Origin of the sequence: Nocardia sp. SYP-A9097, assembly GCF_009649815.1 — a bacterium.
In the GTDB taxonomy this organism is placed as follows: domain Bacteria; phylum Actinomycetota; class Actinomycetes; order Mycobacteriales; family Mycobacteriaceae; genus Nocardia.
Genome location: NZ_WJIC01000022.1, coordinates 1 through 24,610, shown reverse-complemented (window position 1 = coordinate 24,610; position 24,610 = coordinate 1). Strand labels below are relative to the sequence as shown.

General features: G+C 64.6%; 22 protein-coding genes. 6 read left to right on the top strand and 16 right to left on the bottom strand.

Annotated features, from left to right (window positions below):
• Positions 1-31: 31 nt before the first annotated feature.
• Genes hcaB through GFY24_RS30875 form a run of 4 tightly spaced genes read right to left on the bottom strand, consistent with a single transcriptional unit; the run spans position 32 to position 3,133 of the window.
• Positions 32-814: a 3-(cis-5,6-dihydroxycyclohexa-1,3-dien-1-yl)propanoate dehydrogenase gene (hcaB, locus tag GFY24_RS30890; RefSeq protein ID WP_153808646.1), complete on the bottom strand. Its 783-nt coding sequence runs from the start codon at positions 812-814 to the stop codon at positions 32-34.
• A complete protein-coding gene (locus GFY24_RS30885) occupies positions 811-1,119 on the bottom strand; it encodes a hypothetical protein (protein WP_153808645.1) in 309 nt (102 codons plus the stop codon). The genes hcaB and GFY24_RS30885 overlap by 4 nt, the downstream gene beginning before the upstream one ends.
• On the bottom strand, positions 1,116-1,703 hold the full coding sequence (locus tag GFY24_RS30880) for a 3-phenylpropionate/cinnamic acid dioxygenase subunit beta (protein WP_153808644.1): 588 nt from the start codon (positions 1,701-1,703) through the stop codon (positions 1,116-1,118). The genes GFY24_RS30885 and GFY24_RS30880 overlap by 4 nt, the downstream gene beginning before the upstream one ends.
• Positions 1,700-3,133 (bottom strand): aromatic ring-hydroxylating dioxygenase subunit alpha, encoded by a 1,434-nt coding sequence (locus tag GFY24_RS30875; RefSeq protein WP_153808643.1) that lies wholly within the window; start codon positions 3,131-3,133, stop codon positions 1,700-1,702. The genes GFY24_RS30880 and GFY24_RS30875 overlap by 4 nt, the downstream gene beginning before the upstream one ends.
• Before the next feature lie 186 nt (positions 3,134-3,319).
• Here GFY24_RS30875 and GFY24_RS30870 point away from each other — a divergent pair, with 186 nt between their 5' ends.
• From GFY24_RS30870 to GFY24_RS30860, 3 genes are read left to right on the top strand one after another with little or no spacing between them, the layout of a single operon-like run.
• Entirely contained in the window at positions 3,320-3,901 is a 582-nt protein-coding gene (locus GFY24_RS30870) for an NAD(P)H-dependent oxidoreductase (protein WP_309231543.1), read from the top strand.
• Positions 3,898-5,028 (top strand): alpha/beta hydrolase, encoded by a 1,131-nt coding sequence (locus GFY24_RS30865; RefSeq protein WP_153808641.1) that lies wholly within the window; start codon positions 3,898-3,900, stop codon positions 5,026-5,028. Before GFY24_RS30870 ends, GFY24_RS30865 begins: the two co-directional genes overlap by 4 nt.
• A gap of 59 nt (positions 5,029-5,087) precedes the next feature.
• Positions 5,088-5,867, top strand: coding sequence for an IclR family transcriptional regulator (locus GFY24_RS30860; protein ID WP_309231542.1), 780 nt, complete (start codon positions 5,088-5,090; stop codon positions 5,865-5,867).
• Positions 5,868-5,930: 63 nt separating this feature from the next.
• Here GFY24_RS30860 and GFY24_RS30855 read toward each other — a convergent pair whose 3' ends face one another.
• The 5 genes from GFY24_RS30855 to GFY24_RS30835 form a co-directional block, all read right to left on the bottom strand.
• The gene (locus tag GFY24_RS30855; protein ID WP_228566809.1) at positions 5,931-7,517 is read right to left on the bottom strand and encodes a long-chain fatty acid--CoA ligase; all 1,587 of its coding nucleotides are present in this window, start codon (positions 7,515-7,517) and stop codon (positions 5,931-5,933) included.
• A 39-nt stretch (positions 7,518-7,556) separates the two neighbouring features.
• Positions 7,557-7,925: a nuclear transport factor 2 family protein gene (locus tag GFY24_RS30850; RefSeq protein ID WP_153808638.1), complete on the bottom strand. Its 369-nt coding sequence runs from the start codon at positions 7,923-7,925 to the stop codon at positions 7,557-7,559.
• A complete protein-coding gene (locus GFY24_RS30845) occupies positions 7,922-8,491 on the bottom strand; it encodes a VOC family protein (protein WP_153808637.1) in 570 nt (189 codons plus the stop codon). The genes GFY24_RS30850 and GFY24_RS30845 overlap by 4 nt, the downstream gene beginning before the upstream one ends.
• A gap of 162 nt (positions 8,492-8,653) precedes the next feature.
• Complete coding sequence (locus tag GFY24_RS30840; protein ID WP_228566808.1) at positions 8,654-9,676, bottom strand: phosphotransferase family protein; 1,023 nt, start codon at positions 9,674-9,676, stop codon at positions 8,654-8,656.
• Positions 9,673-10,881 carry an acyl-CoA dehydrogenase family protein gene (locus GFY24_RS30835; RefSeq protein ID WP_153808636.1) on the bottom strand — a complete coding sequence of 403 codons (1,209 nt, stop codon included), beginning with the start codon at positions 10,879-10,881 and terminating at the stop codon, positions 9,673-9,675. The genes GFY24_RS30840 and GFY24_RS30835 overlap by 4 nt, the downstream gene beginning before the upstream one ends.
• A gap of 136 nt (positions 10,882-11,017) precedes the next feature.
• Here GFY24_RS30835 and GFY24_RS30830 point away from each other — a divergent pair, with 136 nt between their 5' ends.
• A complete protein-coding gene (locus GFY24_RS30830) occupies positions 11,018-11,860 on the top strand; it encodes a helix-turn-helix domain-containing protein (RefSeq protein WP_153808635.1) in 843 nt (280 codons plus the stop codon).
• Positions 11,861-11,871: 11 nt separating this feature from the next.
• Here GFY24_RS30830 and GFY24_RS30825 read toward each other — a convergent pair whose 3' ends face one another.
• The 3 genes from GFY24_RS30825 to GFY24_RS30815 all read right to left on the bottom strand — a co-directional run bounded on the left by GFY24_RS30825 (position 11,872) and on the right by GFY24_RS30815 (position 15,637).
• Complete coding sequence (locus GFY24_RS30825) at positions 11,872-12,525, bottom strand: TetR/AcrR family transcriptional regulator (RefSeq protein ID WP_153808634.1); 654 nt, start codon at positions 12,523-12,525, stop codon at positions 11,872-11,874.
• Positions 12,476-13,933, bottom strand: coding sequence for an MFS transporter (locus GFY24_RS30820; RefSeq protein ID WP_153808633.1), 1,458 nt, complete (start codon positions 13,931-13,933; stop codon positions 12,476-12,478). Before GFY24_RS30820 ends, GFY24_RS30825 begins: the two co-directional genes overlap by 50 nt.
• A gap of 156 nt (positions 13,934-14,089) precedes the next feature.
• Positions 14,090-15,637, bottom strand: coding sequence for a glycosyl transferase family 39 (locus GFY24_RS30815; protein WP_194853084.1), 1,548 nt, complete (start codon positions 15,635-15,637; stop codon positions 14,090-14,092).
• A gap of 308 nt (positions 15,638-15,945) precedes the next feature.
• Here GFY24_RS30815 and GFY24_RS43480 point away from each other — a divergent pair, with 308 nt between their 5' ends.
• Entirely contained in the window at positions 15,946-16,920 is a 975-nt protein-coding gene (locus tag GFY24_RS43480; RefSeq protein WP_153808631.1) for a pentapeptide repeat-containing protein, read from the top strand.
• Positions 16,921-16,924: 4 nt separating this feature from the next.
• On the opposite strand, the gene GFY24_RS30805 is transcribed toward GFY24_RS43480, so the two are convergent.
• The 4 genes from GFY24_RS30805 to GFY24_RS30790 all read right to left on the bottom strand — a co-directional run bounded on the left by GFY24_RS30805 (position 16,925) and on the right by GFY24_RS30790 (position 22,605).
• Positions 16,925-17,833: a CPBP family intramembrane glutamic endopeptidase gene (locus GFY24_RS30805; RefSeq protein WP_153808630.1), complete on the bottom strand. Its 909-nt coding sequence runs from the start codon at positions 17,831-17,833 to the stop codon at positions 16,925-16,927.
• A 380-nt stretch (positions 17,834-18,213) separates the two neighbouring features.
• Positions 18,214-19,524, bottom strand: a complete 1,311-nt coding sequence (locus GFY24_RS30800; RefSeq protein WP_153808629.1) for a GH25 family lysozyme — start codon at positions 19,522-19,524, stop codon at positions 18,214-18,216.
• 470 nt (positions 19,525-19,994) lie between these two features.
• The gene (locus GFY24_RS30795; protein WP_309231541.1) at positions 19,995-20,864 is read right to left on the bottom strand and encodes an SDR family NAD(P)-dependent oxidoreductase; all 870 of its coding nucleotides are present in this window, start codon (positions 20,862-20,864) and stop codon (positions 19,995-19,997) included.
• 109 nt (positions 20,865-20,973) lie between these two features.
• Positions 20,974-22,605, bottom strand: a complete 1,632-nt coding sequence (locus GFY24_RS30790; RefSeq protein ID WP_153808714.1) for a GMC oxidoreductase — start codon at positions 22,603-22,605, stop codon at positions 20,974-20,976.
• Between the two features lie 442 nt (positions 22,606-23,047).
• Between GFY24_RS30790 and GFY24_RS30785 the strand changes: the two genes are divergently transcribed.
• The coding region (locus GFY24_RS30785; RefSeq protein ID WP_228566807.1) for a condensation domain-containing protein at positions 23,048-24,610 on the top strand (1,563 nt) is incomplete at its 3' end.

Here is a 24,610-nt window from a genome sequence, read left to right as displayed (position 1 = left end):
TCCTGGATTGAATCGATCGACTTCTCGACCGTCAGACTTTGATTCCCATCCCACCGTCGGAGTGCACGACGCGACCCGAGATACCCCGGGCCCGGTCCGAAGCCAGGAAGACATAGCTCCAGGCGTGATCGGTACCCGAGAGCGCGACCCCGAGCGGATTGCGGGCGGCCAACTCCGTGGCCCGATCCGGACCGTCGAGTCGGCGATCGGTCAGCCCGAAGGTCGAGAGACCGCGCAGATCGGTATTCAGGGTTCCGCCGGGCGCGACACCGTTCACCCGGATCTCCGGGGCCAGCTCATAACCCAGCGTGGTGACCAGCCCGCGCACCGCGAATTTCGATGCGACATAAAGGGTTCCGCCTCGGCCCGGGTAGTACGCCGAAGTCGATTCGGTCAGCACGATATTGCCGCCGCTCTCGCGCAGAGCCGGAATCGCGGCCTTGACGCTGTGCAGGTGCGATTTCACATTGGCGGAGAACATCTCGTCGAAGGCGGCGTCGAGATGTTCGGCATCGATCTCGGCGAGCGGCCGGTAGAAGTCGAAAATGCCCACGCAGTTGATCAATACGTCGAGGCCGCCGAACCGCTCGACCACCGCCGCCACGGCACGCGAGTTCGCCTCCGCCGTGGTGGCATCACCGGCGACGACCACGATGTCATCGCTCTCCGCGGCCAGGGCCTCGCATTTGTGTTCGTCGATTTCCAGCGCGCCCACCCGCGCGCCCTCGGCCCGGAACGCGTCGAGCACACCGCGTCCGATACCGGATCCGGCACCCACGACCAGGGCGCGTTTGCCGTCGAGCCAGCCGCTCATCGCTCGTCCTCCTGAATGAGCGATCCGAACGGCTTCCCGACCATGGCGGTGAAGGTGGCGGTGCTCTGCCAGGTGAGCGCCTCCAGTTCGAGCGGATCCAGGGTCACCCACTGACCCGATCGCGGCGATTCGATCAGCAGCCGCGCACCATTGCGCGTGACCACCCTGCTCACCCGGACCTCGGCGAATTCATTGGCGAGCACAATGGATTCACCCTCCCGGCCCGCCAGCAGGGATTCCAGCTCCGCGGCGGATCGAGCTGCCGCCCGGGCATCCTCCTCCTCGCCCTCCCATACCAGTTTCATAGGAAGATCGCCAGATTCTGGGTCCGGAGTACTGATTCGTCCGCGCTGATATGGCGGCGCGCCAGCCGCCAGGTGTCACCCTCGCGGCGGAGCAGATCACTGCGTCCGGCCGACAGCAGTGCCGGTTCCGAGACATCGCCGCGGCTGCGGAACAGCAGCACCGCGGATTCGACGATCAATTCCTGCTCGTTCGGTGTCGCGAAGGTGCGAATGTTGGACAGGTGGTGGCGGATTCGCGACGGCGGATCCTCGGTCCAGGCGTGCTCGGTATGGAACCGCGCGACCCGGCGACTGAGCGAGTACTTGTCCTCGTCGAAATGCGCCATGCGCCTGGCGGTGTCGTAGCCGGACCCCATCGCCGTGGTCACCTTGATCGGCATGAAGTAGTGGATATCTTCGGTGAGCGCGTCCAGCCAGGCCGTGTAGTCCTGGCGATCGAGCAGGTACGCCTCCTCCACCAGCCAGCGATGCGCTATCAGGTGCCGCGGGTCGTCGAACGCCAGCGACGGCCCGACCGATTCGGTGGTCGAGGCGTCCTGACCCAAGGGCGACTGAGCCGAGCTGATCGGAATATAGGTGGTCATGACTGCCCCTCCGCAGGTGCCTCGTCGCACACATCGCCTGTCTCGCCGCAAGATTCGCCGGTATCGGCCGGAACACCGATCGCGGTCGGGGCGACGGCGGGCGGCTCCATCTCGAGGTGATCCGCCCACTCATCGAGCAGATGCCGCTGGTTGTACTCGCCGTATCCGACATGGGACACACCCGGTCCGGCCCACTGGTCGGCGGTGAGCGGGGGTGTCACGGGGGTGCCGTCGTGCAGAATTCCCATGCGGCCGTTGAGAAGTACGCGGCGCGCCATACTTCCGCCCGCCGTCTTGGTCAGCGAAACCCAGTTCTCGACATCGTCCTGTTCGAACATGCCACTGCTGCCGAAGCACATGAGATACGCCTTGTACGAGAGCTTCTTGAACTCCTCGGGCGCCTCCTTGTCGACAACGAACCAGGACAGCACCTCGGTCTCGTTCTCGCTGATCGGCTGCCACTGCCGCAGTGAGATGAACGGCAGCACATCCTCGGAATCGGCGACCCGCGGCCAGTTGTGCACCAGGCTGAGGTTCGGGAAGACCGAGGCCGCCGAGATCATGAAGCCGTCCCGGCCGATGACATCCTGTTGTTCCTGGGACCACTGCTCTTTCATCCGCGCGACCATCTCGCTCGGATAGCCGACGTACTCCAGCCGCTCCTCGAAACTTCCCGGCGGCAGCTTGTAGGTGGTGCCACCACCCTTGCCCGCCCAGTAAGTGGTTCCGTCCTTGCGCTTTTCGGCCTTCGGCTCCCGGAACAGCCCGATCTCCACGACGCTCGTATGCGTCTGCGGGGTGTGGTACATGTCCCCGGCGAAGTTCTCCGCGCCGATCTTCCAGTTGGCCTTGATTCGCCATCGCTGCGGCCCGAGAACCTCTGCGCCACTGGCGCTTTGGTTGGTGTAGAAGTCGAGATAGAACTTGAAGTCGCCGAGGAAATCCTCCAGCGACGGCGCGTCGGGATCCATCGAGATGAAGATCAGGCCGTTGTAGGTGGCCAGGCGCGGCGCGGGCAACAGCCGCTGCCCGGTACGCACGAAACCGGCATCGCCGCCGTACGCCTCCTGATGGAACGGCAGTCCGGCGAGGCGGCCGTCATTGCGATACGACCAGCCGTGGTACGGGCAGCGGAAGTGCGAGGCATTGCCCTGCTCCGCGCGGCACACCTGCATACCCCGGTGCAGGCACATATTGAACATCGCGTGGATTCGGCCGGACTGGTCACGGCTGACGATGAACGAGTTGTCGAGTACCCGCCGGACGACGTAGTCACCGGCCTGCGGCACCTCGGTCTCATGGGCGAGGAAGGTCCACGCCCGGCTGAACAGTCGCTCCTTCTCCGCTCGGAAGATTTCCGCGTCGCTGTAGATATGGGCTGGTAGGAGGCCTCGCCGGACATTGGCGAGGACATCGTCCGGATCGCGCATGAAACCCCACTCCGAAAGAATTTTCTGGCTTACAGAAATCGATTCTGCAACGTGCGGCGGGAACCGTCAACCCTTTTCCCTCTATGAAGCAGAGATATCTTCTGCTAGAAAGAAAGCCATGGCCATTGTGATCTGGCTCTCCAGACCCGCACACACCCGTCGCCGGATCGGCGCGAAGGGAACCCCGTGATCCGCCCCCGTACCATCGTCTGCGGCCTCTCCGGCAGCTTGCGCCAGGCCTCCTGGAATCGAAAGTTGTTGCGGGCCATGGGCGATCACGCACCCGGCAATATCGAGCTCCGGATCTTCGAGGGCCTCGACCAGGTGCCGCTGTTCAACGAGGATCTGCTCGGCGACGAACCCGCGGGCGTCGCGGCCCTGCGCGCCGCGGTGGCCGCCGCCGACGCGCTGATGATCGCAACCCCCGAATACAACGGCGGCGTGCCCGGCGTCCTCAAGAACGCCCTCGACTGGTTGTCCCTGCCGCGCGGCAGCTCCGCGCTACACCGCAAACCGGTCGCGCTGGTGGGCGCCACGCCCGGCCGACTGGGCACCGCGCGCAGCCAGTTCGAACTCCGGCACACCTTCATATTCACGCAGTCAGCGGTGATTCCCGGTCCGGAAGTCCTGCTGAGCTTCGCCCACGAGCGTTTCGACGCCGACGGCCGGCTCACCGATCCGGCTACCGTCGATCTGATCGAGCGGCTGTGGGAGGAACTGCGGAACTACACCCGACTCGCCGAACCCGAGGTGGTACAGCATTCATGAAACCCGCGATCAGTAAGACCTTCATCGGCCTCGAATCTCCGGGCGCACGGCGCGCCGGCGCGGGCGGCCATCCCTGCCAGGGGATCTATCACGTCGCCGAGGGCACACGACCCCGCGTGGCAATGATCGCCGCGCACTATCAGATCGACTTCTCCGAGCACTATCTCGCCGAGTACATGGCCGCCCGGGGCATCGGATTCCTCGGCTGGAACACCCGGTACCGCGGCTACGAATGGCTGTTCAACCTCGATCAGGCGCTGGTCGATATCGGCGTCGGCGTGCGATGGCTGCGCGAGCAGGGGGTGGAACATGTGATCCTGCTCGGCAATTCGGGCGGCGGGTCATTGATGGCGGCCTACCACTCTCAAGCCGTCGAACCGTGTGTGCGGCCCGCGCGTGACATGGAGCCCGCGCCCGGCATCGACGACCTGGTTCCGGGCGACGGCTATGTCTCCCTCGCCGCGCATCTGGGTCGGCCGGACGTACTCACCGCCTGGATGGACCCCGCCGTGATCGACGAGAACGATCCGACGCTCACCGATCCGGAACTCGATCTGTTCAACCCGCAACACGGTCCGCCGTTCTCGCCCGAATTCCTGGAGCGCTATCGCGCCGCGCAGGTCGCGCGTAATCACCGAATCACGGTGTGGGCCAAGGTCGAACTGGAGCGAGTCACCTCGCGCGGCTACTTCGACCGCCACTTCACCGTGGCGCGCACCTGGGCCGACCCGCGCATGGTCGACGCATCGCTCGAACCCACCGAACGGCCGCCGGGCATGTGCTACCGGGGCCCGACCAAGGCGACCAATTACGGCGATCGCGGTATCGGCGGTGAAGTGACACTGCGCAATTGGCTCAATATGTGGAGCCTCGAGGAATCGCAGTGCCGGGCCGAACCACACCTGGCCAAGCTCACCGTGCCGACCCTGGTGATGAATCCCGACGGTGACGAGGGCGTCTTCCCGAGCGACGCGGACCGGATCTTCGACGCCATCCCGAGCACGGACAAGACACGCGCGGACCTGCCAGGCGACCACTACTTCCTGCGACCCGAGGGTGCTCGCGACGCCGTCGCCGATGTCATCGCGGACTGGGTGGCGGCACGCTTTCCCGTCCGGGATGAATAACACCGCGCATGGCGATTCGCCTGCCGGGAGTCCACGCCGGTAACCGCTACCCTGTGGGGGTGAAAGCCAGGGACGACGACGAACCGATCAAGCCGCAATACCCGATCGAGTCCGTCGACAACGCACTGCGAATTCTGCTGCTGCTGGGCGAGAATCGCAGTATCCGGCTCACCGAGGTCAGTGAGTATCTGTCGGTGGCGTCCTCGACGGCCCACCGACTGCTCGCCATGCTGCAGTATCGCGGCTTCGTCCGGCAGGCCGCCGGATCCCGGGCCTATGAGCCCGGGCCGGCGCTCACCACGATCGCGTTCTCCATCCTGCGGCAGGTCGATATCCGGGCACGCCTGCATCCGGTGCTGGAAAGGCTCTCGGCCACGCTGGGGGAGACGGTGCACCTCGCCCGGCTCGACGGCAACAATGTCACCTTCGTCGATTCGGTGGAGAGCCAGCGCGCGGTGCGGGTCGGCGCCCGGCTGGGCCGGGTCATGCCGGCGCACTGCACCTCTTCGGGCAAGGCGCTGCTGTCGATGGTGAACGAGGACTCGCTGCGGCACCTCTACCCGGACGCGAATCTTCCTGCGCTGACCACACATTCGATCACCAAACGATCGGAACTGATGCGCCAGATCAAGGAGATCCGCAAGGTCGGCTTCGCGACCAGCGCCGAGGAGAGCGAGGAGGGCGTCGCCTCGGTCGCGGTTCCGCTGGGCGAATACAGTGCCGCCCGTTATGCACTCAATGTCTCCAGCCCCGTGGGCCGCATGACCGAGCAGACCCGGGCCGAGATCGCCGACGAACTATTGAAGGTGGCCTCGGAGGTTTCCGAGTTCTTCATCTGAGGTCTCCACATGAACAATTCGCCGCATCGCGTACTCGCGATGCGGCGAATTGCTTTGTGCCACTCAGGCGTACGTCGCCCGCAGTGATTTCTTGTCGATCTTGCCGACCGAGGTCTTGGGCAATTCGCCGATGAACTCCCAGCGATCGGGAATGGCCCAGCGTGCGACAGCATCGGAGAGGTAGCCGCGCAGATCCTCCGCCGACGCGCTGCCATCCGTTTCCAGCACGACAATCGCGAGCGGGCGCTCCTCCCATTTGGGGTCCGGGACACCGATAACCGCGACCTCCCTGACCTCGGGGTGCTCGAGCAGGCGATTCTCCAACTCGACCGAGGAGATCCACTCCCCGCCGCTCTTGATTCCATCCTTGAACCGGTCGCGCACCTCGACCCAGCCGTTCCGGTCGATCACCCCGGCATCGCCGGTGCGCAGCCAGCCATCACGGAACTTCGCCGCGGCATCGGCGTCCGCGCGGAAGTAGGAACCCGCGACGGTCACCCCGCGCACCTCGAGCTCACCGATCGTGACGCCGTCCCGTGGCAGCTCGCGTCCCTCCTCGTCCACCACCCGGGCGAACACGCCCGGAATCAGGCGACCGCTGCGGATGACGAAGTCCAGTGCGGCGTCCTCGGCGCAGTCGCGTGGTGGTTCGGAGATAGTGAGCAGGGGACTGGTCTCGGTCATACCCCAGCCCTGAGTAAGCCTGACGCCGTGCAGGTTTCGCATTCTCTTCGCCAGCGACCGGGACAGGGTCGAACCGCCGACAATGGCGTGGCGCAGACTCGTCAGCCGATCCCCGGAGACGGCGGCATGCTCGGCGACGGAGGTCCAGATGGTTGGCACGGCCGCCGCGCACGTCGGTTCCAGCGTGGCGATCATCGTCGAAATATCCGGCGCCGACAGGAAGCGGCCGTTCAGGATGATCCCCGACCCCGCAAGCCAGGCGGCATGCGGCCAGCCCCATGCGTTGGCGTGGAACATCGGAACGATCGGCAGCAACCGGTCGTACTCGGTGAAGCCCATCGCACTGGCCGAGCACAGCATCAGCGTGTGCAGGTAGATCGAACGATGGCTGTACGCAACACCTTTCGGATTACCGGTGGTTCCGGAGGTGTAGCACAGGATCGCCGCCGCGCGTTCGTCGAGCACCGGCCACGCGAACGCCGGCTCTTGTGCGGCCAGGAGTTCGTCATAGTCGTGGACCGCGACCGAATCCGGTGTACGCATCGCACCACCGCCCTTGACGATGATGTGTTCGACCGTCGGCAGCTCGCCGATGATCCGTTCCAGCGTGGGCACCAGATCGGCCGAGGTGATGATCACCCGGTCTCGCGCGTGATTCACGATGTACCGCAATTGATCATCGTGCAGGCGCAGATTCAAGGTATGCAGCACCGCGCCCATCGACGGCACCGCGAAGTACGCGGCCAAATGCTCGCCGGTATTCCAGCAGAAGCTCGCGACCAGGTCGTCACGCTCGACACCCAGCGATGTCAGTGCCGCGGCCAAGCGTGCGAACTCATCCGCCGTCTCGGCGAATGTGCGCTCCGATGTCGGGCGATCTCCCCGGTATTCGTACACCTTGCTGTCGGGAAATCGGGACAGTCCGCTGCTGAATATTTCCGACACCAGCAGCGGCGTATCCGACATCGAGCTCTGCATAGTTATTCCATTCGTATTCGGCGGAATTCAGGCCAGGGCCGATTCCAGTTGACCGCGATCGAAGTACTCCTCGATGCGATATACCCGGCCGCCGTCCACATATACGCGCAGAATCGCGGGGACCCGGGCGCTTTTGCCATTCCGGCTGGCCGCGATGGTGTGCTGCCGCAGGAACCCGTCGGTCAGCGGCGTGCGGCGAACATCGAGGTATTCGAAACTGTCGTACCGCTGCGGAATCGAGGCCAGGACGGAGAGATTCTCCTCCTTGTCCTGGACTCGGTCATCCCAGTTGTGCCAGACCTGCACATCATCGCGATAGATACCGCGCACGGTCTCGATATCGCCGCTCGACACCGCTCCGAAGAACCGATCGGCGAAATCGAGCATATCGCTCATCGCGTGGATCCCTGGTCGGCCTGCGCGGGGACGCCGAACTTGTCGAACGGCAGATGCGCGACATCGTCCGGGCGCAATTCCCTTGTCCAGGCGGCGAATTCGAGCAGGATGCCGTCCGGGTCGAAGAAGTAGACCGAGCGGACGTAGGTGCCCTCGTTGACTTCGGGGGAGATGCCGCGCTCGCTGTCGTCGTGATTCAGGATCGGACCGGTGCGCACGCCCTTGGCTTCGAGCTTGGCCTTGTACTCCTCGATTTTTTCGGCCGGGACCTTGAACGACACGTGATTCATCGACCCGTGTGCGGTGGCGATATCGCGGCCGATACCCGGCACATCGGCCGGCGAGGCGATGCCGGGACTTCGCGGCGGAGCGTCCTGGAACCAGAAGAACGCGATGTATTGGCCGCCGCCCATATCGAAGAAGAAGTGCTGACCACCCGGAATCGCAACGGTCTTGGCGAGTTTCATGCCCAGGGTATTGGTGTAGAAGTCGACGGTGCGCTCCATGTCCTCACACACCACCGCCAGATGGCAAACTCCACCGAGTTCGAATTCCGTATTGCTCAATTTTCTCTCCTCGCAGGCGGGCCCCCATGGGGCACCGGGCCGCACGGCGTCCGTGCCAGGCGATCGTGAACCACGAGGGCTGCGATCCCGTCGCGAACCAGCCGTACAAATCAGAGTCTTCCAGAACCGTATTCTGTTGTCCAGAGACAATTTCTTCAAAAATCAGGTGGCTCTGTGCCCTATCGCGCGCAGTCCGGCAGCCATGAACTCCGGGGTTGCCTCCGCCGCGCGCAACGCGCCACCGCCCGCGTCCGAACCGCGCAGCGCACGGTGGGTGATGCCCTCGCCGATGACCCCGAGCTTGAAATTGGCCAGTGCGAGGTAGAAGCTCCAGTCCCCGAGATCGCGACCGGAGCGGAGGCAATACTGTTGCGCCAGTTCATCGGCGGTGGGCAGTCGTGGACTGGTCCAGGCCGCATCGCTGCCCAGCACCAGATCGAATATCGGCGAGCGATAGACGCACATCAGCGCGATATCGGTCAACGGGTCGCCGAGCGTCGACATCTCCCAATCGACCACGGCGCGAACGCTTTCCGGCCGGGCCGGGTCGAGAATGGTGTTGTCGATGCGGAAGTCGCCGTGAATGATCGACGCGTCCGAGGCCGCGGGTATCGCCTGCTCGATCGCCGCGCGCAGGGTGGCCACATCGGCGAGTTCGCGGGTCTTGACCCGCTCCCACTGTCCGGCCCAGAGCGCGACCTGGCGGGCGACGAATCCATCCGGGCGGCCGAAATTCTCCAAGCCCACCGCCCGGTAGTCGACGGCGTGCAAGCCCGCCAGCGTCTCGACCAATCCCGCTGCGCTGGAGGCGATCTGGGCGTCGCTCAGCGCGGCCAAGTCGGACTGATCCCGGATCACCGTGCCGTCGACGTACTCGACGACGGTCACCGGCGCTCCCACTGCGACACCCTCGGCATCGAATGCCACGGTCTTCGCGACCGGGACCGCCGTGCCGTGCAGCCTGCTGGTGACGGTGTATTCGCGGGCCATATCGTGTGCGGAGGGGGTGAGTCCGCTGGTCGGCGGTCGCCGCACCACCCAGGTGGATATGTCGTCGGCGGCCTTGAAGGTCAGGTTCGAGCGACCGCCACTGATCAACTCGACCCGGAGTTCACCCCGAACCGGGATTCCGGCACCGATCAGATATCCGCGCAGGGCGGCGATATCCATGCCGGGCAATATCATTCGGACTCCCGGGCGGCGCGCTTGGCGGCACCGACCACGCGTTTCGCAATGGCCCAGCGGTGCACCTCGGACGGCCCGTCATATATCCGGAACGGTCGCACCTCGCGGGCCAGCCGCGCCAGTGGAAGATCATCGGAGACACCGAGTCCACCGCACATCTGGGCGCTGCGATCCACGATCCGGAAGATGGCTTCGGCGGCAAAGGTTTTCGCGATGGAGGTCGAATTCGACGCGGGCTCACCACGATCCAGTTCCCAGCACGCCCGGACCAGCAGTGCCCGGGTCGCGGCGATGTCGATTTCATTGTCCGCCACCATCTTCTGGATCATGCCGAGATCGCCGAGCCGCGAACTGAAGCTCTCCCGCTGTGCGACATGGGCGACCGCGATGTCATGCCCTCGGCGTGCGGCGCCGAGCCAGCGCATCACATGCGTCATACGGGCCGGGCCGAGCCGAACCTGCACGTACTCGAAGCCCCGGTCGATCTCGCCGAGCACTCCGGAGTCGGGCACGAACACGTCCTCGAAGAACACCTCGCAGTGTCCACCGAGCATGGACCGATCCAGTGTGCTGATATGGCGGCCGACCGTAAGACCCGGTGCGTCGGCGGGGGAGAGAAACATGGTGGCTCCGCCGCGCTGACCCGGTTCCCCGGAGGTGCGCGCGAAGATGATGAAGAAGGCCGCGCCGTCCGCGCCTGTGATGAACCACTTGTGCCCGTTGATCCGCCAGCCACCGGCGACCCGCTCGGCCCGGGTCGTGAGCGCCGAGGGGTCCGAGCCCGCGCCCGGTGCGGGCTCGGTCATCGCGAACGCGGACCGGACATCTCCGCGCGCGAGCGGCTCCAGGAATCGCTGCTTCTGCTCCGGATCCGCGACGTGCGCGAGCAAGTGCACATTGCCCTCGTCCGGTGCGGCGATATTCAGGGCGGTGGGACCGAACAGCGAGTATCCGGCCGCCTCGAAAACCGGTGCGCGGTCGGACATGTTCAAGGCCAGGCCGCCGTACTCCACGGGAGCGTGCGGGGCGAATACCCCGGCCTTCTTGGCCAGGGCCTGCAACTCGATCCGCAGTGCGTCGCCACCGGCGGCCGCGATATCGCCGATGTGTTCGTCCTCGATCGGAAGGACGACCTCGCGAATGAAGTCCCCGACCTTGTCGGCCAGGCCCAGCGTCTCGGGCGAATAGGACAGGTCGATCGGCATCCAAGCTCCTCGGTAGATGGCGGCGACGCGATCGCCTGAACGATCGTTCGCACCGGATAGTTGGCTAGGCTGGCATCATCAGGATCAGATGGTCAAAGAATTCAGGATTACTGAACATTTGAATCGGAGTACATCGATGCCGCCGCAGACCCACCAGACGATTCGCTCGGCCCGCCGCGCGGCCGGCGTTTCACAGCGCGAGCTGGCCCGGCGGCTGTGCCTGAGCCCCGCTACCATCAGCGCCATCGAGAGCGGGGCGACGGGCATCACGGTGGAGCGCCTGCGCGCGGTCGCCGCCGCGCTCGAGGTGGACGCGCGCGAATTACTCGACGGCAACGAGGAATCGGCCCGCGGCCCCGAGCCACGCGGGGGAGCACCGCGTCCGGTAGGCGAGCTGAAGTGGCGTGAATTCCTACCGGTGGCAATCGATCCCATACTGCGGGCCGCGATCGAGGCGTTCGTCGAGACCGGATACCACGGCGCCACCATGCGATCGCTGGCACACCGGGCGGGCACCAGCGTCCCCGGCGTCTATCAGCGTTACCGAAGCAAACAAGACCTGCTTGTCCGAATCCTCGACCTCATCATGAACGAACTGCATTGGCGCGTGAAAGCCGCACGCGCCGAAGGCGATACGGGCATCGCGCGCGTAGGACTGGTGGTGGAGGCGCTCGCGCTCTACCACACCCACCGACGGGATCTGGCCTTCATCGGCGCGAGTGAGATGCGCAGTCTCACCGGCGACAACCGGCGTCGAATCACGGCTTCCCGTAACGCACTTCAGTACGCGCTCGACGAGGAGATAGCCGCCGCGGTCGCCGACGGGCACCTGCATACCGAGCACCCGCACATAGCGGGCCGGGCGATCGTGACCATGTGTACTTCCCTGGCGCAGTGGTTCCATATCGACGGGCCGTACACGCCCGAGCAGATCGCGCGCGAGTATTCGGATTTCGCGCTCGATCTACTCCGGAAATAGCCGCTCGGCAGTCACGATTCCGCATTCCACAAGGCACGGATTTCGTCCCAGCCGGGCGGTGTCCCGGTGAGGTCGTACTCGGTTGCGGTGGCGTGCAGGCCGATCAGGATGAGGTCGAGGTAGCGGAGCCGGAGCTCGCGCGCGCGTTCGGCCTCGGTGGGGAATCTGGTGTTGACGGTCTCCAGGATCAGCATCAGGTCCGCCGGGTGGATGTCCGCGCGCAGACTGCCGTCGGCGCGAGCACGGGCGGTGAGATCGTCGAGGATGTCGAACAATTCCGCGCTGGCGGTATCGAGTTCGGGGGTGGACGGTAGCCGGCCACCGAGCATGGACAGCGCCGAACCGCTACTGGCGGCGGTCATCGCGCGCAGGAAACGCACCAGCGCGCGCCAGGCATCGTCGGGTTCGGCGGTGACAGCGGCCTGCGCCTCGGCCGCGGCCTTTTCGGTGCCCGCGACCCGAATCGCTTGCGCGAGTTGGTCTTTGCTGCCATACCGGCGATAGAGACTGCCCATACCGACACCGGCGCGGCGGGCGATCTCCGATACCGGAGCGTTCCAGCCGAGCTCGGCGAAGGCATCCCTGGCCGCCCGCAGGACCAGGGAGTCATTGCGCTCAGCCGAGCGCTGCCGACCGGTCGGAGACGAGCTGCTGTTCGGGAGCATGGGCGGTATCTCTTTCACCTCGGCTGTAGGGGTGCACGCGCAACGCCCCGGCAAGCACGATACCGATCGCGGCGAGCACGGCGGCCAGCCAGAAGGCGGAGGTGTAGCCGTGTTCGGCCGGCAGACCGTGCGCACCGGTGCTGTTCTGCAACAGCACGATCGACAACTGACCACCCACCGCGCTACCGATGGTGCGCACGGTGGTGTTGAGACCGTTCGCGGCGGCCAGCTCGTCATGCGGCACGATCGCGGCGACCAGTTCGGCCAGGGCGGCATAGCCGTACCCGGCTCCCAGGCCCAGAACGCAGAACCACACCACGACCTCGGTGGTATTCGCATGCCAGATCGCGGTCAGTGCCGCACCGGCGGCCATCAGGGCCATCGCGGCGACCAGCGGTGCCCGCGCGCCGAGGTGTCCGCGCAGCCAGGGCGCGGTCCGGCCGCCGACCATCACCAGGATCGAGCCGGGCAGCAATGCCAGACCCGCCTGCAGCACCGACAGGCCGTGGCCGTAGTCGGCGAGACCGCTTGGGGTCTGAAGTAGTTGGGGGAGCAGCACATAGAAGAAGAACGGCACCACACCGATCAGCAGCGCGGCCACGTTCGTGATCAGCATCGGCAGATGCGTCAGCAGCTTCAGATCGACCAAGGGGTCACGAACCTTGGCCTCGACCACCGTCAATAGCGCGAACAGCACGATGGCCAGGAGGAACAAAGCCGCGACGCCCCAGGACGTCCAACCCCAGCGCGGACCCTCGGTCAACGCGACCAGCAAGGCGACCACCGCACCACCGAGCAGCACGGCTCCGGCGAGATCGATCCGTTTCGCCAGCTGCGGAGTGCTCTCCGGGACGAACGCCGCGACCATCGCGATCGCGACCACGATGATGATCGCCTCCGCACCGAAAGTCCAACGCCACGAAGCATGTTCGATAATGAGACCACCCGCGACCAGACCCAGACCGGAGCCGGCGCCGAGCATGGCGGCGGTCAATCCGAACGCCGCCGGTATCCGCGTCGGTGGCATGGTCCGTGGAATGATCGCGAATGCCAGCGGCAGCGTCGCCATACTCGCGCCTTCGACGGCCCGCAAGGCGATCAGCGTCCAAATGTCCTGCGTCGCAGCCGCACCCAGGGTTCCGATCAGGAACACCCCGAGCACCGCGAGCAGAACACGTTTGTGCCCATACCGGTCGCCGAGACCGCCCAGCACCGGCGTGGACACCGCCGCGCCGAGCATGAACGCCGTGACCAGCCACGCGGTGGTGGACCGATCGGTACCGAGTTTCGCACCGAGTATCGGGAGCGTGGGAATGATCATCGTCTGCATGAGCGTGTACGCGCCGACCGCGATCAGCAGTGCGGCTAGCACCACATTCGGGTGGCGCGTACGGGCAGCTTTATCCACCGGGATTCCTTTCGGTTTGGTGGTGCGACGCTGCACCGAATGAATCGAGCGGAGCGCTCCGCTCCGGCATGAACATAGCTGAGCGCTACGCTCCGCGAAAGTGTGGGTGCACTTCGGGCCGCGCGGGCTCGTCCAGCGCGGCCTGGTTCGTGGTGCTCAGGGAGTCGGCGGGGCGACCATGTAGATCAACTTCGGCCAGGCGACGGACATGGGAATCAGTGGATCGCGACAGATCCAAATCGTCAGTTGGTGGTTCTGTCCGCCTATGCCGAGTTCGTTGTCCAGTCGCAGTGCCGGAGTGGTGTGAGCGAATTCGGCCAGGAAGGCTTGTTGTTCACTACCGCCGTTGAATCCGACGTACAGGATGGTCTGGGCCGAATCCGGTGGTGGGCCGAATTCGGCGAAGCCGCGGTGCGGGCTGTACACCGGCGGGATCCATTGGGACCGACCATATTGGTCGAGTGCACCCGCTTGGTTATAAGCAGCGGTGACGACAACGGCACCGGCCTGTTCGGCGGGCGGCAGGCCGATCGCCGCCGTGTGCACCGCGTCGGCCAAGTCCGCCCAGCCGTCGTTGCCGTAGTGCTGCAAAGACCCCAGGGGACCGTCATGTGGTTCGACGATCCAGCTGCGCGGGTAGGGGAGCAGTGCAAAGAATGCGGTCAGCGCGGCCGAGAGGACGGTGAGAGTGGTGAACGTCCACCGCAGCGGACGTTTCCCAGCGGTGTCGAGAAGTCCGGACAGAGTCGATGCGCCGGCACCGAAAAGCGCGGGAATGATCCCGGCAACGTAGTAGGCCCGGCCATGCCCCACGACCACCAGAACCACCATCAGCACAGCCGCGATCAACAGGAACCGATATGGCCGCAACCGCGGCGAACGCACCAATCCATACAGACCCAGCGCGCCCAGCCCGCCACCGAGGAATCCGCTGATCATCAAGATCGCCGCGACGGTGCCCCACTGCCCGCCGTTTTGTGCCGTCTCCCGGGCAATAGCACTATTGGTCGCCAACTGCGGCCACCGGTGGGATGCCTGCCACAGCAGGGCCGGGATCATGGCCGCCGCGAAGATCAGCAGACCCACCCACAATGCTGTGCGCCGCAACATCTCTCGCGGTCCGACGGCGAGAACGCCGAGCCCGATACAAGCCGCCAGCATCAACACCAGCCATTTGTCCTGCACATCGACCGCCGCGGTCACACCCACGGCGACCAACAACCGGTCTTGTCGGATACGCACCCAGCGGACCAGCAGCCAGCAGATCAACCCCTGCAACGCCAAATCGAATGCGACGCTGGTCAATACAGTAAAACCGAGCACAAGCGGCGAGGCGCCGTACGCCGCCGCCGCGAGCAACTGATAACGCGGCCGCGCACCGCATTCGAAGGCCACGGCAGCCGCAAGAACCGACACCAAGATCAACAGCAGCAACCCGGGAATCCGCAACACGATCACCGATCCAGGCGCGATCAGGTCACACAGCCGCGCGATCAGCGGCACCACCGGCCCATTATCGACATAACTGACCGCCAGCCGCCGACCACATGCGAGGTAGTACAACTCATCGCCCGCGAACTGGAACCGCGCCGCGGAGACGGACAAGACAAGCGCCATCAAGCCGGAGATCAGCACGACCCCTCGCCATGCGAAGCGAGCCGGCGCGGCGATCGATTCAGTCTCTGCGGTGTGCGTCAGCGTCATAGCTTCTCCGATAGTTCCGCCACCGCGATACCCGGCCGACTGGTTGGGGCCGGGCCCGTCAGCCGGTCTGCGTGGCATGGCTATAGCCGGTGGCGGCCTTCAACCACGACGCGGGACGCAGTGTCCAACAGCTTTATTAAATAGCATCATTTCACTTTTCCTGCAGGTGAACGATCGTTTCTCGCAGTGCTCGGCGAGGCTCGACCAGCTCTCAATCGGGTCGATCGACAGGCCCATCGGTGGCACGATCGCTCTTGAATCGAAGCCCGACGACACGGTCTTCAATACTTCCGGGGGTTCAGGCGCGCGTGATTCTCACCCAACCAGTGGCAACCGTAACCACAGGTGTACTGGCCGTAATCGTTGCCCTCATCGCTCTCACCGGTGTGCTACTGACCCGCCGCCAGAGCGGGAAACACTTTGTTCAGACTCATAAACTCGATCGGGATCGGGCCCTGCGCGAACGCTACACCACGTGCGCCGAACAACTCGCGCACGATAAACCCGCGATCAGGCAAGCCGGTGTCTACGCGCTCGCCGCGCTGGCCGACGATTGGCATAACGACCCGTCCAGCAGCGATGGCAGATCGATAGATACCCAGGTATGCATGGACCTGCTGTGCGCCTATTTGCGTGGTCCAGTTCTGGATGACGCTGACGGAGCAATTCCCCGCGATCTCGAGGTCCGCAGAGCGATTTTCGAAGTATTCCGCCGCCACCGGGATCAGTGGCGCGGCTACGCCTTCGATCTCGGGAAGGTGAACTTCTCGGATATGGACCTCGGCAAGATCATCCTCGTCTGGTCCACGAATCTCTCAGATTCGATACTCGCGCGGGCCGTACTCTCCGGCTCCAAGCTCGGCGGTTCATCCTTGATCAGAGCCGACCTATCAGGTGCTGACCTGACCGATGCGGACCTGACCAGCGCGAACCTCACCGGTGCCGACCTCACTGGTGCGGATCTCACAGGTGCAGTTCTTACAAACGCGAACCTCACCGGCGCAACCCTTTCCGGCGCAAAGCTCACTGATGCTGTCCTCAGCGACACGATTCTGAAGAACGCCGTCCTCTCAGCCGCCGACCTCAGCGGCGCCTACCTGGTCGGTTCGGACCTGACCGGCGCAAAACTCATCGACGCGAAGCTCAACGATGCAAATCTCGTCCACACGAGACTCTCGTATTCGGACCTCACCGGCGCGGACCTCATCGACGCCGACCTGACCGGTGCGAAGGTCGATTACGCGAAACTCAACTGGGCGACCGCTCCTTTGCACCTTCCTTGAATGGTCAGTGAGACTCGTCCAGCGGTTGTTCCGGCTCGGTTGCGTATTGGGTCGATGTGTTGCCGCTACCGCTCGTAGGGCTTTCGAGAGTCGTTGGGGTGCTGGCGATTTCCAATGCTGCCGTCAGGTAAGCCGAGGCCGGCACGCCCGCAGCGATGAGCGCAGCGGCAACTGCGGCGAACACGATCTGTGGCCGATCCAAGGTGTTTTCGCCGGCCAGTAGATACCACGCGATATTGATCAACCAGTGCCCGATCGACGCGATCAGCACACGCTGGCGGAAACCTCCGTCGCCCAGGTATCCGAGCACGATGGCGAACGCCATCACCGAGATGAAGAAGCAGACCGCGGTTACCGGACCCGCTACGAATGCTTGGACATGCCACAGTGCCCACGTCGCCCCGGTCACCGAGATCGCCGCGAACCTGGCCATTCGAGATTCGAGTATCGGCTGCATCAGCCCTCGCCAACCGATCTCCTCACCGGTCGCACCGATGAGCTGGAGCAGCACGAACACCGCGAAAGGTAGACCCCCGACTGCCGTGGGGCCGACCAGGGCGGTGCCCGACGCGAGGGCTGCCAGTGTGATCAACAGCCAGAAAACCACGCACGCTGCGACCATTGCCAGGACACGGGCGCCTACTCGCCGGGAGGAAATCGCGGCCGGCCGGAGTCGGCGAATGGTCTTCCCGAACATCAGCCACGTTGTCAGCGCGCCCAGTGCCGGGCCGAACTGGACCAGCGACAGCGCCGCGGGGTCGATGCCCGAATGAGGCTGGACCGCAAGTAGAACAACCGAGGCGGTAAGGGTAGCCACGACGTAGACGCCGAGAGCGGCCCAAGCCCGCGCGGTATTCGGTGGCCGCACTTCGCGGGCGTCGGGCGGAATGTTGTCCATATCGTTGGGGCTCACGGGAATCAGCCTGCCCGGTAGATATCCGCCCGCGGATCACCCTGGAGTACTGATCCCCTGTCGTACAAGGGTATCCGGCGCGATGGCTCCCCCGGGACAGTCGAACTCCAAGCCCGCGATACGGCGAGCGGCTCGGATCGGCCCAATGAAATTGGGCGGCAACGGCATTCAATGCGGACAAGCCTTCGGCGCGCAACTGGTTGAGCCCGATGATCGTTGTGCGACAGTGCCTTCAGGCGAGATCACTCGCACCATTGACACAACCGTGACCAGGTCGAATTCCGATAAGCGTGTAGACCGGCGGGCAAGGATTGCGGCCGCTGGTAACGGGGCAGCCTGCGGCGATCGCCGCAGGCTGCCGCCCTGTGTAGCGATCCAGGCTACCGGTTGAGGGCCTGGGCCAGGTCGGGCTCTGGAACCAGGATGGGTGGGGTAACCGGTCGGCGCCGTTCGACCGGTCGGGGGAGTGCCACCGGCATTGCACGGGTGGTGCCGGCGGCTTGCTGGGGTTCGCGTCCGCATTTGCGGATGAGGTCGTAGAGGTCGCCGTCGAATTTGTCGACGCAGCAGGTGTGTTGGTTGCCGACGACGCCGTCGGAGGCGAATTGCAGGATGTGGGGTTTGCGTCCGGACATGACGTTCCAGCCGACGGCGTGGTCGCCGACGCCCTGGTATTGCTCTTTGAAGGGACGGGGTGCGCCGGATCCGTTGTAGTTGCTGGCCCAGATGTCGTAGTCGCCGGAGAGCGTGTTCCCGTACAGCCAGAAGGGGGTGTATCCGATGACGTAGCCGGGGACTCCTCGGTCGGCGAGGTGCTGTTCGGTGAGTTCCACTGCTCGCAGGACTTCATTGGCGCTCGGCGGGCGTGGGGCATTGGGGGATTGTTCGGCGTCGATCTGCCAAATCCATGGTTTGTCTGTCCACCACGGCGTTTGTTCGTCGACGCAGCGCACCCAGAATTCGATCTGCGACTCGATATCTCCGGGCCACAGGAAGTGGTAGCTACCGAGGACCGGGATTCCGGCATCGCGAGCCCGTTCGAGGACGGTCTGATAGTGCTCGGACTTCCAATCGCTGCCTTCGCTGGTCTTGTAGATGAAGAACGAGATGCCGTCGCGTTGGGCGGCGACCATATTCATGGGGCCGCGGCGGAAGTCGAAGTCGGAGGCGTCCCATCCCCAGACGGGTGCCGTGTTGGTGACGCCGGTGGTGGCTGTCGGCGTAGTGACTTCGGGGTGGACTCGGGTGGGTGCGGATCCGCCGGTGAGTTGTTCCAGCTGCGCCATCAGGTCACTCGAGGTTGCCCAGTGGATGTGGTCGTAGTGGCCGATAGCGGAGGGCCCGCCGTAGGGGCCGCCGCCGGGGAACTGCTGTTGGTTCTTGACATAGAAGCCGTCGTCGTCGGCGAAGGGCGTGGAGTGGATGAGTTCGACGGTGTAGTTCCAGTAGTTGTCGTACATCCATTTGGCGAAGTCCCGCATCTTGACGTCGTCGCGGTCGCAGCCGATATCGATTGCCGCCGTGGGTGAGCCGTCGTAGGACAGACCGTAGTGATGTGATTGGAGTCCGTGGTCGCCGTCCATGCCACTGGTGATCCGCAGTTCGTCGGCTCTCGGGTAGGTTTCGAGAAATTTCACCATCCTTCTACCCAGTGGGCCGAGCACGACGCCCGGAAACTGTTGAATGGCCATGACTCTCTCCTCGGTGCGGATGATCGTGTGAAAGGCTGCGGAAATCGGGGTGATTTCGTGCGCTCACGCAGGCCGAAATGCTGTGAGAATTCGAGTTTTGCAGTGTGATTCGGCGGCGTATCGAGTACTCGGCTACGTCAATTTCGATGGAATCGTGCCGAAATCCGAGGCATGCCAGGTGCCGGAGCAAGTAGTTGGCTACTGCCCTTCTTCGCGTTCGCGCGAAGTTCCGTCAGGTGTACTCGTCCGCAGTCGCCGCCAGCAACAGCTACCCAAATACAAGTAGAGCCGGTCCGAAGACCGGCTCTACTGTTCTGTCGGGGTTAGATCGTGTCTCACGTCGTTGAAATTGGTTTCCAGCGTGTCGTGATGGGTTGTGCTGCATGATGTTCGGCCGTGACCGACGAGCTGTCGAAGCGGCTGGTGCCCGATGAGCTGTGGCTGCTGGTGCAGCCGCTGCTGCTCGCCGTTCAGTGGTGGAACCTACGTTCCAGGAAGCGCCGGACCAGGTTGCGGTGGAGATCGGACCAGGCTTGAACCCGGACTGCCCACCAGGGGGCGATGTCGCGGGGTTTGGCGGTCACGGCGTGCGAGATGAGATCGGAGGCTTCGTCGACGGTCAGACCGGGGAGATGGCCGAAGTCGGTGGGGGCGCTCATTCTGGTGTGTACCAGTGGCATGTAGACCGAGGTGGTGGTGACGTGGTCGCCGGCTATTTCGACGGCGACGCTGCGCAGCCAGACATCGAAGGCCGCTTTGGAGGCACCGTAGGCCGACCAGCGCGGACTCGGCGGCATGAGCACTCCCCAACTGGAGACATTCACAATATGCCCCTGCTTGCGTGCACGCATATCGGGCAACAGAGTGAGCAGCAGCCGTACCGGGCCGAGATAGTTGATGTCGATGGTGCGGGTGAAATCGTGGAAGCGGTCGTAGGACTCGGCGATGGGCCGCCGAATCGACTTTCCCGCGTTGTTGATCACGACATCGATGTGCCCGTACTCGGCCAGCAACGTCCGGCCGAGCAGGTCGACGGCATCCATGTCGGTCAGGTCGGTCGTGTACGCGTGGGCCGTGCCGCCATCGGCGCTGATGTCGGCAGCCAGTTGTTCCAGTTCGGGACGAGAACGCGCCACCAGCAGCACCACCGCCCCCGCCGCGGCCAGCTTCCGTGCACTGGCCTTGCCGATACCGTGCGAGGCCCCGGTCACCAATATCACCCTGTCGGCGACGACCGCCCGTAATGACTCCTTGGTAGGCCGGAATGTCGGGTACAGTAGCCGAATCGCCACCCGTTTGGCGAGCGAACGTCCATTGTTTTCGGTCGGAGTCTCGTTCACAGCGCTCGACTGTATACGGGCGCATCTGTATACGGGCGCATCTGAGAACTCACGTGTCGTGGTGACCGAGGCGGGGCAGGCTACCGCGTAATCAAAGCATGCTCGTCGACTACCCCCCAGAATGAATGATCTGTTCGATATTGCGCTCAGCCAGCGCGCTGATCGTCAACGACGGGTTCACTGTTCCGGTGCTACCGGGCACAGCCGCTCCATCCATCACGTACAGGCCTCGATACCCACACACCCGGCCGTAGGGGTCTGTCGCGCGTCCGACCACTGCGCCGCCCAACGGATGGGAGGTGAATGAGGCGTCCGCATCCAAGGCTGGTCGGGAGATGGGCTGGCAGTTGCAGGCCTTGTTGTTGACTTCCCGCGCTCGCGCGAGATAGCCGGCAGCGCCGTCGTGTGGCCACTGCAGGTCCACACTCCCGTTGGTCGGGTTGTAGACGAACCGGCCGCGGGTGTCATCGAGCACGATGCCCAGCGATCCGAGAAGGGTGATGTCGTAGGGCGTCGTGCCGGGGATGAACCAGTTCTCCAGCGACACGGGTGCGCCTTCCTCGTCCAGAATCCGGCTCGCGGACGCTGTGCCCTGTGTGCCCATCTCGAGCGTGCTGAGCGGCCGCGCCAAGGCGACGTCGCCGTTGCTGCCCCAGCCTTCGCCGATGTGCTCGTTCAGGTCCGGCAGCGCGTCGGTCGCCCGCGCGCGCACCAACAACTCGGAGGTGCCGATGGAGCCCGCAGCCAGGAACAGCGTGTCGCAGGTCAGCGTCCGGGTGCGGAGCACCTCGCCGGTCGGGGCGAGTTTGGTCACGGCGACGGTATAGCGACCCGACGCTCCCGGTTCCTTGGCGATGGCGTCCACGCGATGTCCAGGGTAGATCTGGGCACGGTGGGTCGCCTCGGCATAGCGCAGGTAGTTCTGGTTCAGATCGAACTTCGCGCCATTGGAATTGCCGAGGTTCGAACAGCCGACCGTCGCCGACGGCCTCGATCGCCAGGCCAGCTCGTCGCGGATGATATTCCAATTCCATGTGCCGTCGATGCGCTGCGGCGTATAGCCGGCCGCGCGGACCTGCTCGTCCCAGGCCCGCGAGTGCGCGAACGCGGAAGAGTGATAGATGTCGTCCGGCATCAGGCTCGGCCGCAACATCTTTCGGACCTTGGGGTAGTAGACGTCATGCATCTCGCGGTAGCCGACCACGCCGCGGAACACATGATCGAAGAACCGCTGCTCCGGCTCGATCATCACCCCGGTGAACACTACCGAGCCACCGCCCACACACGCACCGCGCCACACGTCGATGCCCCGGTAACTGGAAACATCGAGGACCCCGCCGAACGGATCGACAGGCAGTGGGATCCTGTTTACGCCGGTAAAGGTGGTGCGATGCCAGAAGCCGCGGCCATCCGGAATCGTGTCGGTGGCGAAGATGTCGCGCCACGGATCACTCGGCCAGCGCGACCCGCGCTCCAGCACCGCGACTTGGGTCCCGGACTGCGCCAGGCGCAGCGCGGTGATCGACGCCCCGAACCCCGATCCGATGACGATCGCGGGCACATGATCGGCCGGATCCGGCAGCGGCGCGAAGATCTCCGGCACCAGCATGCGGTACATCGACGCTTTCAGGCTCGGGCTGTAGTCGTCTGCCCATGCCACAGGCGTGGCCGTGCTTGCACCCGCAATACCCAGCGTCGTCGCGGCCAAGCCCGCACCCTTGATGAAACCGCGCCTGTCCATGAGTGCCCTCGCCTGATCTGAACGTCGCTCCATCACCTCCGGCTCCCGTAACGACCATGCATATTACTTTCCCGGCCCCAGGTCACCAACGTCCTTGACCGGACCGGCCTGCCGTGCCAACAGCGGGACTCCGTCATAGCGAATCTCTATCATATGGGTGGGTTGGAGACTCGAGAATGCGATCGTGTTGTGCGCGGACGAGAAGGACTGCGACCGAGCCAATGACTTGAGAACTTCACGCTGACCAGGCGATATCTCCAACGCGGGCACGGGCTGTCCGGTGATGAAATGGGCCCTACCTGGGGAGGCGCTGCGCCGACCTGCTCAAACGGTAAACAGTACGGCGGTTCTGGGTTGGAGATTGTTTCGCCGTCCGGATCGCGACTATTTAAGAACAGACCAGTCGGCTTGTGCTGGGTATAGTCGAGGCTGGAGGAAAGTGATGACCGCACCGCGACCGCAGATCCATCCCGATGGAGGATTGGATTGGGATGGCGAGTCGGACGGGTCAGTGACTCGGCCGGTGCCGTTGTCTGCGGGGCAGCGGGGGCTGTGGCTGGCACAGCAATTGAGCCCGGACGTGCCGATATGTGAGGCGCAGTACGTCGAGTTCCGTGGGGATATAGATCTCGATCTGCTGCGCGAGAAGGCGATTCAAGCCGGCCGCGAGTTCCGGTCGTGGTATCTGCGGCTGATAGAGGTCGACGGTGAGCCGCATCAGTTGTTCGATCCATCGTTGGATTCGTTGGGGCCGGTAATTGATATGCGTGGTGAACCGGATCCCGTCGCGGCGGGCTTGCAGTGGATGCGCCATGAGTACACTGCGCCGTTGGATATGACGCGGGACCGGTTGGTTGCAGCGGCGATTGTGCAGGTCGGGGATCGACATCACCTGTTGTACTGCAGGATCCACCACATCGCATTGGATGGCTACGCCGGGATGACGATAGTGAACCGGATCGCGGCGCTGTACACGGCTGCGGTGCAGGGCCGGGCAGCAGAGCCGAACCGGGCGGCGGAGCTGAGCGCCCTCTACGAGGCCGACCGCAGCTACCGGGAGTCGAAGCGGTTCGCCAACGACCAGGCATATTGGGTGGACAGACTCGCCGACGTCGAGGAAGGGTCCAGCCTGGCACCCGGATACGCGCCCCCACGCGCAGACAGTGTGGTCGCAGTCGCCGAACTGTCGACGGTGACGGTAGGCCGGATCGATCATTCCGCGGAAGTGTTGGAGGCGTCCCCGGCTGCGGTGGTGATCGCCGCATTCGGATGCTATCTGGCCCGGATGACCGGCCGGGACGAGGTCCTGGTCAATATTCCGATGTCGGGTCGCACCACCGCCGAGCTGCGGCGCTCCGGGGGGGTGTTCGTCAACGTCGCGCCGCTTCCGATCGCGCTCGGCTCGGCGGACACGGTCGCGACGCTGGTGCGGCGGGTGCAGTCCGATCTGGTGGGCACGTTGCGACACCAGCGGTTTGGCCTCACCGACATTCGCGCCGCCACCGGATACGGCGGGCAGCGGCGTTTCGCGGGCCCGATTGTGAATGTCATGTTTTTCCCCCAGAAGATCCTGCTCGGGTCGCTGACCGGGGAATTCCATATCCTCAGCTCCGGGCCGGTCGAGGATTTGCTGATCGACCTTTATCAGACCGGAGAGCCGCCGCGGACGATCCTCCACTTTATGGCCAATCCCGACCTCTACACCGGCCCCGAACTGTCGGAGCATTACACCAGATTTGTAGAGTTTCTCGACGCGTTCGCCGCCGCCGCACCGGGCACCGATCTGGGGCAGGTTCACCCCGACAGCGTCCGCTACGGCGCCCGGATCCGGAGCCGCCGCGAGAACCTGGCGTTCTGGCAGGCCACGCTCGCGGACCTTCCTGTGGAGCTTCGTCTGCCGTGTGACAGGCCGCGGCCGGTGGTGATGTCGTATCGGGGTGCCACTGGGAGTTATTCGTTGCGTGCCGGGTTGGTTGGTGCGTTGAAGGGGTTTGCGCGGCAGCAT